Raw genomic sequence first — 13880 nt, 5'->3', positions numbered from 1 at the left:
ATGGTTCATTGAGTAGCCTGGGTGGAGCGCGTAGCGGAACCCGGGGGAAAATATACTGTAGCATTAACCATGGGTTCACTGCGCTTCACCCAAGCTACATTTATTTATAGTTAATTAAAAAACTTAATGATGGTGGCTACTATAGTCTAAAAAAGTTAAAAATGTCGAGTCCAAATGTAAGTTAAGTTATTCTTTTTAACAAAAGAGCATGTATAATTTATACAAATTTAAACAAGGCTTTGAGGTAGTGTTATGGCTGGTCATAGTAAGTGGGCAAATATTAAATTCCGTAAAGGAGTTCAAGACGCAAAACGTGGGAAAATATTCACCAAGTTAATACGTGAAATTACTGTAGCTGCTCGTATGGGGGGAGGAGAAGAGTCTTCTAATCCCAGATTAAGGGATGCCGTTAAAAAAGCCCTTGTTGCAAATATGAAGCGCGACACAATTGATAATGCCATCAAACGCGGTGTTGGCGGACTTGAAGGCGAGGCAATGATTGCTATGCGTTATGAGGGTTATGGACCGGGAGGAGTTGCGGTTCTTGTAGATTGTTTATCGGATAATAAAAACCGAACTGTATCCGAAGTGCGTCATGCATTCACAAAATGCGGTGGTAATTTGGGGACTGATGGTTCTGTATCTTATCTCTTTAACAATCAAGGAGAGATTCTTATGGCACCAGGGCAGTCTGAAGAACAGGTTATGGAAATTGCTATAGATGCTGGCGCCAATGATGTTTCTGTAGATGAAAGCCAAATTGAAGTGATTACTCCGGTTGAAGCGTATCATAGTGTATTAAATGCGCTTACAGAAGCCGGCCTGGATATTGAGCAATCTCAATTAACCATGCGCGCGCAAACTTTAGTTCCTATTGATGATGAGTCAGCGGAAAGTCTCTTGAAATTGATCGATATGCTGGAAGACTTAGATGATGTTCAAGAAGTATATAGTAATGCTGAATTTTCAGAAAAAATAATAGAATCAATGAGTTAATGGCTATTATTTTAGGGATAGATCCCGGATCAAGGATTACTGGATACGGTCTGATAAAAGAATCAGACCGTAAAATAGAGTACGTTGATAGTGGCTGCATACGTACTAGTCCAGATGGTGAGCTTAGTCAAAAATTATTGCAAATATATGATGGCATTTGTCAGTTAATGGATCATTATTCACCTGATGAAGTTGCAATTGAACAAGTATTTATGCATGAAAATCCAAACTCAGCTCTCAAATTAGGACATGCTCGTGGTGTGGCTATGGTTGCTGCAGCATCACATCGTGTTAAAGTAAGCGAGTATTCCGCTCGAGAAATCAAGCAAATGGTTGTTGGTTATGGGGCTGCAGAAAAAGCGCAAGTAAGTCACATGGTTGTGCATTTGTTGGCCCTAAATAAAGCGCCACAAAAAGATGCTGCAGATGCATTGGCAATTGCGATTTGCCATAGTCATATGCGTCATAATTTATCATCGGTAATTGGTAGGCGAGGATTAAGGAGAAGAAAGAGATGATTGGTTGGTTGGATGGACAGATTATTGATAAACATCAACCTGGAAAATTGGTTCTTGACGTCCATGGAGTTGGATATGATGTGGAAACCTCATTAAATACCTTTTTTCAACTAGATAGCTTAACTGGATCGGTAGGGCTGCATATTCACACTGTTGTTCGTGAAGATGCTTTATTGTTGTATGGTTTTTTGGATAGACAAGAGAGAGAGCTGTTCAGAGCTTTGATTAAAGTGAATGGTATTGGTCCAAAACTTGCGATGTCGATTCTTTCTAGTATTACTCCAAATGAGTTTATTCAATGCATCCAACAGGAAAATGCTTCCATTTTAATGAAATTACCCGGTATAGGTAAAAAAACAGCGGAGCGTTTAGTTGTTGAAATGCGTGATAGCCTGAAGCAATTTTCTGTATCTGCTTCCGCTTCTCTAAATAAATCAATGCCTATAATGAGTGGTCAGGATGAGGCAGTTTGTGCTTTAGAAGCATTGGGGTACAAGCCTCAGGAAGCATTGAAAGCAGTTAATAAAGTGAATGATAAGTCTAAAAGTTGTGAGCAGCTTATACGCGATGCATTACAAGTGTTAGCCGCACGATAATTAAAATATACTTAGCCGCTGGTGAAGTGTAACAAAACCTAGGATTCCATTATATTTCTTCTGGATCCTCATATTACCTGGCTACAATAGTATGATTTTCTGGAATAGGTATAAAGAATCTTACAATCAAACCCGTACCTTCTTTAGGGGTATCAAGCATGAGTCTTCCACCATGTAATTCGGAAATTTGCTGAACTATCGCTAAGCCAAGACCGCTTCCAGGACTTTTGTTTCCTAGTACACGGAAAAAACGTTCAAAAACACGTGATTGTAATTCAGCTGGAATACCTGGTCCGTTGTCACTGACTTCGAGCATTATTTCATTATTCAATTTAGCCAGACGTACGATAATTCGTCCGTGGGCATTACAGTATCGTATGGCGTTATCAACAAGGTTACGAATTAATATTCCCAGGGCAGTGGAATTGCCAAAAACAGTTAGATTTTCAGCGTCACTTTCAAATTCAAGATCAATTTGCTTTTCTACTGCAGCAGGTGCAAGCATCGCAAGAATTTCGCGAGTTAATCGGCTTAAATTGACTTCATCTTTCTCATCCATGTGCGCTGCTTCTGGCACAAGTCGACTCATAGTAAGTAACTGTTGAACTATGTGAGTGCTGCGATTAACACTTGCAATAAGCTTTTGTAATGCCTGATTTTTTTCTTCAATATCATTTGAATGCAATGCAACTTGTGCTTGAGTTTTTAGTGCGGCAAGCGGGGTGCGTAGTTCATGTGCTGCATCAGCCGCAAAACGTTTTTCTCGTTCAAACCCTTCTTTTAATCTGAAAAACAATTTATTCAATTCGTCAATTACGGGTTTAATTTCTTCTGGAACTTCGTGTAAATCAACTGGTTCAAGATGACTGGGAGCGCGGTTAGCTACTTCCTCTGCAACCTTATCCAGGCTATCCAAGCCACGGCCGATAATAATCCATATTAATAAGCCAGATAATGGGAATGTTAAAAGCATAATATAGAGGTCATCTTGAGCGATTCTATGACCTAGTTCGTTTCGTGTATCGTAACGTTCAGCTAAAACGGTACGGATACCTGCTTTATCGTTATAAGTAGTAAAAACACGCCAATCTTGAGTAGATATTTTTTTATCACTAAATCCATCAACTTCTGAAGTTAACGGAATTTTGGGAGCTGAAGATGAATGCAATAATAGTTTTCCGCCATTGGTCCAAACCTGAAAATTAAACTTATCAAGATAGTTTTCCGGGGGTTCTTCATTAAGAAATCTTTTTTGATAGTATGTATCAATCTTTTGGGGAATTGTTTCGAGAGCCTCTTGAATTTTCGCCAGAGGGCGTTGATGAAGATCGTCTCCTAATAATGCCTGGTAAGAAAGTGCGGAAACTGCCATTAAACTATCCAAGTGATCTTGAATATCCTTTTGATCAAGATAATAGTTACCTATAGCAGTTAATGTGGTCGTTATAGTAATGGCCAGTAATAAATTGATTAAAAGAAACTTTCTTATAGAAGATTTCACGATACAGCAATACCATCATTTTTTTCTGCCATATATCCCACACCTCTAATTGTTCGAATAAAATTGGCATTAAGTTTTTTACGTAAATTATGTATATGTACTTCTAGTGCATTACTATCTACATCTTCTTCCCAACCATAAATGCTTTGCATAAGTTGTTCGCGTGATAAAACCTGACCGCTGTTTTCTAGAAGTTTCTGCAGTAAGGCAAATTCTCTGCGTGGTACATTAACTAAAATATCATCTACAAATACAGAGTGGGCCGCTGGATCCAGAGTTATATTTCTATATTGCAGAACTGAGTCAGCACGGCCTTGTGAGCGTCTGACCAAGGCTCTGATTCTTGCGCTAAGCTCATTGAGATCGAATGGCTTTATCAAGTAATCATCTGCGCCACTATCCAAACCTTTTACACGATCTTCAACTGATTCCCGGGCTGTTAAAATAATGACTGGAGTAGGATTGCCATCATGACGTATACTTTGTAACAATCCGAGGCCAGATAGCTTAGGTAAGCCCAAATCGAGAATAATTAGCTCAAATGATTCCGATTTTAAAGCAGCGCGAGCCGCTTCACCATCTTTAAGCCAATCGACAATATAACCAAATTGGGTTAAGCCCGTTTTGACCGCATCACCAAGTAATTCGTCGTCTTCAACTAGCAATAGTCTCATTCTTGCTCCTATTGTTTTTCAAGGCCAGTCTCATCCATGTGTTTTGTTAGATAAAAAGCTTGAATTAATACAAAAAGCAGAGTAAAACCAACCCCACCAAATAACTTAAAGTTAACCCAGGCATCAGTATTAAAGTTATAAGCAACGTAAATATTTACTGCGCCCATTAAAATAAAAAACAATACCCATGCTGTATTGAGCCTATACCAGATCTTTCCCGGTAGCGTTACATTAGCTTCCATCATTTTTTGGATCAATGGTTTGCTACCAATGTAACCAGAACTAAAAAAGGCTAAGGCGGAGAGCCAATAAATACCGGTTGGCTTCCATTTAATAAACCAGGGGTTATGAAAAAAGAGAGTAGCGCCTCCCAGAATCATGATTATTGCAAGGCTAATTAGATGCATTTTTTCATAATGCTGGAATTTTAATCTGTAAAAAGCAACTTGACTTAATGAGGCTACCATCGCAATAGCCGTCGCAGTATAGATACCAAAAAATTTGTATACTATAAAAAATAAAACTATAGGAAAAAAATCAAATAGTAATTTCATATACTTTAATGCAATAAAATAAGTTACTTTGATTATAACACAAGTTTTTGTGCTCACCTCCTTGCTTTATACTAGAAATGAAAAATAATTGTTAATATTAGGACACTATGATTTTATAAAATCGATTGGTGCGGGTATTGGGCAAAGTGATTGATTAAAAGCATTGCCAACTCATTTGAAATTGGAAAAGGAAATTAATTATCCAACCAATAATTTTTGCCCACGATATAAAGGTTCATTCCGCTTAAGGCCAGGGTTTAATTCAATGATGCGTTCTATCTTGGTTTTATGTTGTTGGGCTATAGCACTGAGGCTGTCACCTTGTTTTACTACATACTGAATGGGTTGAATTACCTTTTTCCAGATTACGAGTTGCTGACCTTTGTGTAACTGTTGATTGCTTGCTAATTTATTCCATATCTGGATGTCTTTAGCACTGACGTTATAAGTTCTTACCAGCGTCTGATATGTCTCATTCTCTTGTACAATATGAATAACACGTTTATTTTGTGGTACAACTATTTGATGTCCAAAGGTTAGGGCAGATGGAGCCGGTTCCTTTTTAACAACAACAGGAGTGTTTCTGGTGCTTGGAATCAAAAGGAATTGATTGGGTTCAACATGATTTGTTCTGAGTTGATTTAGCTGTTTTATTAAATTCACCGTCGTGTGATATCTAACAGCAATACTATCCAAGTTGTCGCCGGGTTGTACGATGTGCTTTTCCCAGCTAACACGCTTTTCTGCGGGTAAGTTAGCGAGATTCAAGTTAAATTGATGTACTTTTTCAGCAGGAATAAGTAATTTAATAGGTTTATCGGGAGCTGTAGTCCAGCGATTAAAGCCAGGATTTAATTTGATTAACTCTTTATAACTGATTCCTGCCATTTTTGCAGCATGGTTTAAATCAATTGGACTTCCAATATTAACTTCCACAAAGTAAGGAAGATAAGGTATTTCAGGTAATGTTAATTTATATTGTGATGGACTTTTAATGATTTCAGCTAAGGCGAGGAGGCGAGGCACATAAACCTGAGTTTCTCTTGGAACAGCCAAATCCCAAAAACTTTGAGCACGCCCACCTGTTGCTTTGATTGCTCGATCTATAGTTCCTTCCCCCGCATCATAAGCTGCTATGGCGAGAATCCAATTGCCATTAAAGAATTTATTGAGATAAAGAAGATAGTTGAGTGCGGCATCTGTTGAGGAGCTAATGCTGCGTCGTGCATCAAACCACCAATCTTGTTTTAATCCTAAACCCGCACCTGTTTGTGGCATTAATTGCCATAATCCTGCGGCACCAGCTACAGAATAAGCAAAGGGGTCATAAGCACTTTCAATCATAGGTAACAGGGCTAACTCCCCAGGGAGATTTCTTTTTTTTACTTCATAAATGATGTGATAAAGATAGGGTTCAGATTGACGGGATACTTTATTAAGAAAGCCTGGATGAGCTATAAACCAGCGGATTTGTTCCTGTACTTCGGGGCGTGATGTTTCATGATTTAAGGCGAACTGAGTGCGTAATACCTCCCATGAGTCAGTAGCTGCATATGTTAACGTATCATTAGTAATGCCAAAAAAAATGAGTATACAGAATAAAAAAACTTTTATTTTGAAAAACTTAAATTTCAATGGTAATTACCTATGAACATTACTGGCTTCTGAGTTTACTAAAATTAGTTATAGGATTAAACCCTCATTGTATTTGATTGTCTCATATGGACCAAAATTGGTTCTAAATGAGCAATTATTTAAATGAGTTCTTTTCTTCTCTTAACACCCTAAATACTTCTAATGAATTATTTGATGTTGCTCCATGTGTTAATGCATATCTTTGTACTTCGGGTTTATCGGTGCGTAAAAAAGGATTAATTAATAATTCGAGTTCCAGAGTCGATGGAAGTGTGCAAGTTCGGGGTGAGCTATGAATTTTGTTTAGGTATTGTTCAATAACTGGATTATTGGGTTCCACTGTTTGCGCGAAGCGCAAGTTTTGTTCTGTGTACTCATGGGCACAAAATATTTTTGTGGTGGGAGGTAATGTTTTGAAAAGATGCAACGATTGATGCAATTGTTCTATTGTCCCGTCAAGAACACGCCCACAACCCGCAGAAAAAAGAGTATCGCCACAAAATAATAGTTCGTTTTGAGGTTCATAATAACTAATATGACTTGAGGTATGGCCTGGATTGAATAAAATTTTGAAAATGCATTTTCCAACGTGAATCGATTGATGTTCTTGCATCGTATTGTTTACATGAGGGATGCGAGGATCACTTGGACCATAAACAGTACATGAGTGATAGGTTTTAAGTAATTGATTCACTCCTCCAATATGATCTTGATGATGATGTGTTAATAAGATAGAACGCAAGCTCAGTTGGTTTGTACGAGCAAATTGCACTACTGGTTCTGCATCACCAGGATCGACACAATCAAATGCTCCAGCGACTTTATCAATAATTGCCCAAATGTAGTTATCTGAAAAAGCAGGAATAGGGTAAATAGTCATGAATAAGCCTCAATAATGTAAGAGGAACTACCTGGATTAAAATGAGTTTTAAGGGTATTTAATACAGTTTTCATTTCCTCTGCTAAAGTAAATGGGGGATTAATTATCCATAGGCCACAACCTGACATTCCTTCCATTGCTGTAGATGTTAGATTAAATTCGATACGTAACGCTTTAGCACTGATTTCTTTCATACCTCTATTAAGTTTATCAGTTAATTTTTTATCGACCAGCGGATACCAAAGACAAAATACACCCGTAGCAAAACGAGAATAAGCATGTTTGATTGCAAGAGGAATTTCTCTATATTCTTCTTTTATTTCAAATGAAGGATCAATAAATATCAATCCTCTTTTTTCTGGTGGTGGAACTAGGGCTTTCATCGCTGCAATACCGTCACTATTGCTGAAATGTACTTTTTTATTCATACGTTGAAGCTGGCTTAGTGCTTCAAATTCTCTAGGATGAAGCTCACAAAAATACATTCTGTCCTGCATTCGTAGCGTGTTGATCGCGAGAAACGGAGAGCCGGGATAATATCTTAATGAATTAGTAGAATTGAGTTGGTTAATCAACTGAAAGTAGTTTTGAAAAACAGGGGGTAGGGTGTTTCTGTCTGGCCAAATCAGTTGAATGCCTTGTTTGTATTCCTGGGTTTTTTCAGCTTGTTTATTTTTTAAGTCATATAAACCTTTTCCTGAATGGGTCTCAAGATAAAAGAGGGCTTTGTCTTTACGCGTTAAGTAATTCAGAAGATGGGTTAAAGCAATATGTTTGATGACATCCGCAAAATTACCTGCATGATATCCGTGTTGATAACTGAGCATGTTGTTCCTAAAACATTTTTATAATTGTCTACTATACTCTTTTTAAGAGAGTATAAAAGGGGAAAGCAATGGATCTTCAAGAAGATTATGATGACCAATCATTCTCTGATTATAATTACGATGATGATATCGAATCTACAGCTCATCGGAAGAACGTTAGACGTATGCTTGAGGAAAAGCTTGAGCGTAAACGTCTAAAAGAGGAATTTAAAGATGATTTTGATGAGTTGAGCGGTGATTTTGATTGGGATATTTTAGATAAGTAACTGAGTATCTTTAAAAGATAACACTCAATAGTCGCTTAGGAAAAAGGCAATAGCCACTTATCGCTTTAGTAATTGGCCTGTTAATTCGCTAATATGGCCGCTTTTAGTGTATTCTCGAGCAAAGTGACTATAGTCATTGGTCCTACACCACCAGGTACAGGGGTAAGCCATGAGACTTTGTCTACTGCATTTTTAAAATCAATATCACCTCGAATGCTGCCATCTGCTAATCGATGGATGCCTACATCAATAACGATCTGTTCCTTACTAAGCCATTCACAATCAACAACATCCATTTTTCCTGTAGCTATAATGACAATATCAGCGGTGCGTACAAATTTTTCTAATTGTTGAGTGAATTTATGAGCGATAGTTACTGTTGCACCAGCAAGGAGCAATTCTAAACTCATAGGTCGACCGACAATATTTGATGCACCAATAACGAGAGCATGTTTCCTTTTGACTTCAAGATGATAATGTTTTAATAAATTCATTATGCCAAGAGGAGTACACGGACGTAATAATGGGTTACGCTGGGCAAGTCGTCCCAAATTATAAGGATGGAAGCCATCAACATCTTTTTCCGGTTTGATATGCTCAATAATGACACGTTCATTAATATGCTTGGGTAATGGCAATTGGATAAGAATCCCATCAATTTGATCGGAACTATTTAAATCATCAATCAGCTTGATTAACTCTGTCTGTGTTGTTATTTCAGGTAGATCAAAGGAATGTGAGGTAATACCCACCTCGGCACACGCTTTACGTTTATTGGCTACGTAGACAGTAGAAGCAGGATCATTGCCAATAAGAACGACAGCAAGACCTGGTGCGCGATGATTTATTTGTACATAATCATGCACATGGTGTTTTAATTCTTCTCGACGAAGAGAAGCGACAACCTTTCCATCAATCAATGATGCTGACATAGTTACCCGTATGAAAAGCAAGGTAATAAATTATGAATTAGAGGTTGGGCTAATGCAATAGAATTAATGGGATCTAAAGTAATTATCCAGAATTTTAGGTTATCCCCAAACGGGTCATTGAATTTTAATTCAAGCCAGTTCGCATCAATGCCTATAATCATAGACTGTACTAGAGGCTTAAACCTGTTTACTTAAAATATTGTAGAGCCAGGCGATGAGAAAGCTGGTAATGAAGGTACTAACAAATACTCCGACTCCAGCAAGTACACATTGGAGTAAAGAAAGATCATAGGTCATGTAGATTGTTCCCATCACTCCAGCAAAGGGTTTCCCTTTATTAAAAATTAAAACCATCAACCCCATGAAGAATGTGGATATTCCTGATAGAGCGCCAAGAGATACTCCCAAAGCAATCGGATCTATTTTGCCGAATTTCATGATAGTTACCTATTACTTTCATAATAATTTACTCCATTATTAATTATTATAATGGTTATGGGAAGTATCTAGTTTTCATGCAAGATAAATTTAAAAACCACACATATTTTATTCTTTAGAAAAGGGTGATAAATAGCTGAATGTATGCTACAGAGCATGATTGACTCATACGCTTGCTATGTCTATACTGAAAAATCTTTGATTTTATGGTAAATATCGTGGAAGAACTTACTGAATTACTTAGACCATCTTGGGGTGCAGAAAAATGGATTTTAGAGGGATGGAACAAGATTACCGTAGAAGAGAAACAACTCATTAAAAATAGAATAAATGAGTTATTTTGCGATGGTTTACCTTTTGAGCTTCAATCTGACAAGCTTTTTTATATTTATACATTTTCACTTTTAGCACAGCTCGAAGTATTGGCAGTGCAAATTCCGCTTAAATTTGAATCAAAAATGTCTACTGTTGAATACAGAAAACGTATGCGCCAACAGTTGCTTGACGAAATATTTCATGGCTTAGTATTTACCAAAATTGTTTATATGCTTTGTGCTCCTTATGCTTCTCCACCGCCTTATAGTCCTCATATTGAAATCATTTGTAATTTTATTCGAGAAGAAAGTTGTCCTAAAGTAGCAATTATGTTGCTTAATCTTATTGGTGAGGGATGGATTGAGGAAATTTTTGAAAGTTTACATCGCTATGGTGTTGCGCCAAAAGTATTCACAACAATTCTCGAAGATGAGCATCGCCATGTATGCGAAGCAGATTTATATCGTGATATTGGCATGCCCGATGTTGAGCAAATAAAACCGAAAATTGCTTATCTGGAAGAACAGTTAATAAGCAATATTTTTATGCAATATAAATATATGTCTTCTGTTTGTGCCTTATTGGGGGTTGATGGAGTGATGCATTTTAAGGAATCACTCAATAACAAGCATACCCAGCAGCTCAGTAAAGTCAATCTTGAGCCGAGTGAAAATTGGAAGAATTTCATGGGATTTGCGGATGAACTACTACCTAGAGTTCGCAATTACACTGAGTCAAATCGAGAAGTAGAAATGACTCCAATTCGAAAAGCACTCATGACCCAGTGGGATAATCCTAGCGATCCAACCATGACTGGACAGTTTAGTATCGATATTTCATGTCTTGATTTTTTTAATAAAAAATTTGCCTCAGAGACCTTGACTACTTTGATGTTGCAGGCAGTTAGTTCCTGGATGACATTATCGGATTCCTTTAGGAATTATTTGAGTTTTAGGAAAATTTTTCAAACCAAAGAAGCTTATGTCGGACTCGTTGTCTTGCTGCCAGGTTGTGGCGATCATCTTGGCACTATTGTTTTCGAAAATTGTCATAATCTTAGTTTTTATGAGTTGTCCGCAAAAATTCGAACTATAGTAGGCATGATGGTTTATTGCTTTAAAAAACGTGAACAATTGGAAAAAACAAATCCACGTATACAGCAACTTATGAAAGATATGGTTTATGAATATGCGTACAACACTTATCCATATCCCCTAGCAGGAACACCATACATTTCGTTAAGTAATATTGGTGTTTTTGGCTATACCCAATCTATGGCGCCTCTTCGCAAAACCGAGTCCATGCGATTTACAATAATGGAAGTTGACCGAAAACCCGTTTGGCAACATGAAACTCAGTCATTTGTGCCTAAGGATATGTTGCCTGTATCAATCAGTGCGGATCATCGTATTTTTGATGGGAATTCGACAGTACCTAAAATGGTTGAAGAAAGGTTCCAGGCTATGTTTGCAAAAATGTGCAAGGAAAAGCCGAAATCAAAACAAGCATTGCATCAGCATGAACAATTAGAGTTACTTATAGATCAATTGATTGAAACTAATGTTGAAGTGGGATACAAAACTTTGATGTTACTTCAAACCTGTTGGTTTGATTTTATTTCTATTGAGGACTGTTACACTGCATCCCATTATCATGGGATGCAAGATTATACTCAGGAGCCAACTCTTATCTAATATAATCAAGCAGAAAGTTGTATACCCAGGCAGCAATATAACTACTAACAAAAGTGTTCATAAGTACGATGGCCGCACCAAGGCCGGCATTAGCCAAGGAGGGGGTATATGAAAGATATATACTTCCAACCATGGCGACAAAAGGTTTTCCAGTATAAAAAACAAATGCCGCCAAGCCCATAAAAAAAGAAGCGAGTGCTGATAAAACACTAATAGATATTCCTAAAGCAAGCGGATTTATTTTGCTGAATTCCATGATTTTTATCCTATTTTCAATATTAATTCATGTTATTATCAATTATTCCTATTGAGATGGGAAGCTCATTTTTGTTAGAAATTTTATAGAGATAACGATGGACTCTTGGCTTCATTGCAAGTACAGTTATCTAGTTAAATAATGAATTTTTAATAGAATTAAGCTTCATAAGTCAAATGGAATATTTTGTAATTAAATGGTTCTATTTGAGGTGCTCATGAGAACGCTGATTACTTGAATGGATTAGTAAAGAATGTTAATTTTTTTAAAGACTAATTTCCTGCCTGCAAACCTAAAGGGCATGGAGCTCTGATTGAAAAAAACTGTTTTATTCTCATCGCTATTTTCACTTACTTTGCCAATGAGTGCCTTCACTCTAGGTTTAGGTGAAATGAAAGTAGAATCAGCTTTAGATCAGCCTTTTCTTGCTGAAATTGAATTACTCGATGTACACGATATTTCTTTGTCTGGTATTAAAGTCGGGCTTGCTGATCTACAGAGTTATCAAAGTTTAGGTATTGAGCACTCTGAAGAAGTTAGTTCTCTTTTTTTTGATATTAGAAAAAATAAACAGGGAAAATTTGTTGTGGAAGTTCACTCCACAGAACGAATGACGGACCCTTATGTGCAACTTATTGTTGATTTGATCTGGCCTAAAGGGCAAATCTATAAAGTTTATACCGTATTGTTAGATCCTCCAGGCTATAAATTAGCCAATACAACGGCACAAAGCGGTTTAACATATCAGAGAAAATTTACCAATTATCATCAAAATACCACAGGCTCGAATAAAATATATCATAAAGTGAATCATGCTGAGCAAAAGAAAAATGCAGTTTATGGTCCGACGGTATTTAATGAAAATGTATGGCAAATTGCACAAAGATATAAAACTTCTGAAGCAATTTTACCACAAATTGTTCTTGCAATTGTGGGAGCGAATCCTGAAGCATTTATTAATGGAAATTTAAATGGATTGAAAACTGGTATTCGCCTTAATATTCCTTCTTATAAAGATTTTCAGGCGGTTCCTGCTGACTTGGCTACAGTTGAAGTAATGGCTCATGATAAAGCATGGAACGAAAAAACATCAATTAATCATGTAATAGCACCGCCCTATATAACAGGTCAAGCATCCAGTGCTGACTCTGTTGAGTACTCACAAATACCTCCTGTGCCAAAATTTTCTGATGTTTCGACTTTAGTACCGAATCAAACGTTGTCGCGATTTACTCTGCCAAGTCCAATTCCGTCGCTGGAGACTCAAAAACAAATAAGTCCAGAGCAAAATAGGACACTTAAGGCTGAAATATCAATTACAACTGCTGCAGTAGATTCATTGCGAGAGTCTAATGCACTATTAACAGAACAGCTAAGTTTATTACAAACACAAAATAAAAAATTGCAAAAGCAATTGGATATACGCGATCAGGAACTTCAATTAATCCGTAATCAAATTCAAACGATGATGAAAGAACGGATAGCAATTGCAGGGCAAGCTAACTCCAAAAATGATTCTGATCAATCATATGAGTTTTGGATTTTATTCCTGTTACTGCTCGTTGCTGGTGGGGCGAGTGGTGTTATTGCATATTATTATTTTAAATGGCGTGCGCAAGGAAAGAAAGGATCGCCTACAGTGAAGAGCAATGCTCCAACAACACCTTACTCAGATTCAATTCAGTCCATTATTGGTTCAGATGAGAGGCTTATTATGAAAGAACCACTACAGGAAATAAAACCAGAGCCTAAAATAAATCCTGTGCCTGAAGTAAATCCTGTGCCTGAAGTAAATCCT

The 13880-nt window shown here is 37.1% G+C and carries 15 protein-coding genes; 6 read left to right on the top strand and 9 right to left on the bottom strand.

Features of this window, described 5'->3' with window-relative positions; all coding sequences use genetic code 11:
- Positions 1 to 252 precede the first annotated feature (252 nt).
- The 3 genes from BW930_RS00690 to ruvA are packed head-to-tail and all read left to right on the top strand — an operon-like array spanning position 253 to position 2110.
- Positions 253 to 996, top strand: a complete 744-nt coding sequence (locus BW930_RS00690; RefSeq protein WP_058467918.1) for a YebC/PmpR family DNA-binding transcriptional regulator — start codon at positions 253 to 255, stop codon at positions 994 to 996.
- Positions 996 to 1514, top strand: a complete 519-nt coding sequence (ruvC, locus tag BW930_RS00685) for a crossover junction endodeoxyribonuclease RuvC (protein WP_058467919.1) — start codon at positions 996 to 998, stop codon at positions 1512 to 1514. Before BW930_RS00690 ends, ruvC begins: the two co-directional genes overlap by 1 nt.
- Entirely contained in the window at positions 1511 to 2110 is a 600-nt protein-coding gene (gene ruvA, locus BW930_RS00680; protein ID WP_058467920.1) for a Holliday junction branch migration protein RuvA, read from the top strand. The genes ruvC and ruvA overlap by 4 nt, the downstream gene beginning before the upstream one ends.
- A gap of 73 nt (positions 2111 to 2183) precedes the next feature.
- Here the strand turns inward: ruvA and BW930_RS00675 are convergent, their stop codons facing one another.
- The 6 genes from BW930_RS00675 to BW930_RS00650 form a co-directional block, all read right to left on the bottom strand.
- A complete protein-coding gene (locus BW930_RS00675; RefSeq protein ID WP_058467921.1) occupies positions 2184 to 3611 on the bottom strand; it encodes an ATP-binding protein in 1428 nt (475 codons plus the stop codon).
- A complete protein-coding gene (locus BW930_RS00670) occupies positions 3608 to 4285 on the bottom strand; it encodes a response regulator (protein ID WP_058467922.1) in 678 nt (225 codons plus the stop codon). The genes BW930_RS00675 and BW930_RS00670 overlap by 4 nt, the downstream gene beginning before the upstream one ends.
- An 8-nt stretch (positions 4286 to 4293) precedes the next feature.
- Entirely contained in the window at positions 4294 to 4839 is a 546-nt protein-coding gene (locus BW930_RS00665) for a septation protein A (protein WP_058468049.1), read from the bottom strand.
- Positions 4840 to 5037: 198 nt separating this feature from the next.
- On the bottom strand, positions 5038 to 6474 hold the full coding sequence (locus BW930_RS00660) for a lytic transglycosylase (protein ID WP_058467923.1): 1437 nt from the start codon (positions 6472 to 6474) through the stop codon (positions 5038 to 5040).
- A 115-nt stretch (positions 6475 to 6589) separates the two neighbouring features.
- Positions 6590 to 7354, bottom strand: coding sequence for a hydroxyacylglutathione hydrolase (gene gloB, locus BW930_RS00655; RefSeq protein WP_058467924.1), 765 nt, complete (start codon positions 7352 to 7354; stop codon positions 6590 to 6592).
- Entirely contained in the window at positions 7351 to 8181 is an 831-nt protein-coding gene (locus tag BW930_RS00650; RefSeq protein WP_058467925.1) for a 23S rRNA (adenine(2030)-N(6))-methyltransferase RlmJ, read from the bottom strand. Before BW930_RS00650 ends, gloB begins: the two co-directional genes overlap by 4 nt.
- Positions 8182 to 8249: 68 nt before the next feature.
- On the opposite strand from BW930_RS00650, the gene BW930_RS00645 reads away from it, so the two are divergent.
- Positions 8250 to 8447, top strand: a complete 198-nt coding sequence (locus BW930_RS00645) for a PA3496 family putative envelope integrity protein (protein ID WP_058467926.1) — start codon at positions 8250 to 8252, stop codon at positions 8445 to 8447.
- Positions 8448 to 8527: 80 nt separating this feature from the next.
- On the opposite strand, the gene folD is transcribed toward BW930_RS00645, so the two are convergent.
- Together folD and BW930_RS00635 are read right to left on the bottom strand one after the other, a co-directional pair.
- The gene (gene folD, locus BW930_RS00640; protein ID WP_058467927.1) at positions 8528 to 9379 is read right to left on the bottom strand and encodes a bifunctional methylenetetrahydrofolate dehydrogenase/methenyltetrahydrofolate cyclohydrolase FolD; all 852 of its coding nucleotides are present in this window, start codon (positions 9377 to 9379) and stop codon (positions 8528 to 8530) included.
- 177 nt (positions 9380 to 9556) lie between these two features.
- Positions 9557 to 9817 carry a hypothetical protein gene (locus BW930_RS00635; protein WP_058467928.1) on the bottom strand — a complete coding sequence of 87 codons (261 nt, stop codon included), beginning with the start codon at positions 9815 to 9817 and terminating at the stop codon, positions 9557 to 9559.
- A 218-nt stretch (positions 9818 to 10035) separates the two neighbouring features.
- Here BW930_RS00635 and BW930_RS00630 point away from each other — a divergent pair, with 218 nt between their 5' ends.
- Positions 10036 to 11826 (top strand): 2-oxo acid dehydrogenase subunit E2, encoded by a 1791-nt coding sequence (locus BW930_RS00630; RefSeq protein ID WP_058467929.1) that lies wholly within the window; start codon positions 10036 to 10038, stop codon positions 11824 to 11826.
- Here BW930_RS00630 and BW930_RS00625 read toward each other — a convergent pair.
- Positions 11819 to 12082, bottom strand: a complete 264-nt coding sequence (locus BW930_RS00625) for a hypothetical protein (protein ID WP_058467930.1) — start codon at positions 12080 to 12082, stop codon at positions 11819 to 11821. The two genes, BW930_RS00630 and BW930_RS00625, sit on opposite strands and share 8 nt — an antisense overlap.
- 313 nt (positions 12083 to 12395) lie before the next feature.
- Between BW930_RS00625 and BW930_RS17060 the strand changes: the two genes are divergently transcribed.
- The coding region (locus BW930_RS17060; protein WP_284698307.1) for a type IV pilus assembly protein FimV at positions 12396 to 13880 on the top strand (1485 nt) is incomplete at its 3' end.

Origin of the sequence: Fluoribacter gormanii, from assembly GCF_900156395.1 — a bacterium.
Classification (GTDB): Bacteria; Pseudomonadota; Gammaproteobacteria; order Legionellales; family Legionellaceae; genus Legionella; species Legionella gormanii.
This window is presented reverse-complemented; position numbering and strand designations above follow the sequence as displayed.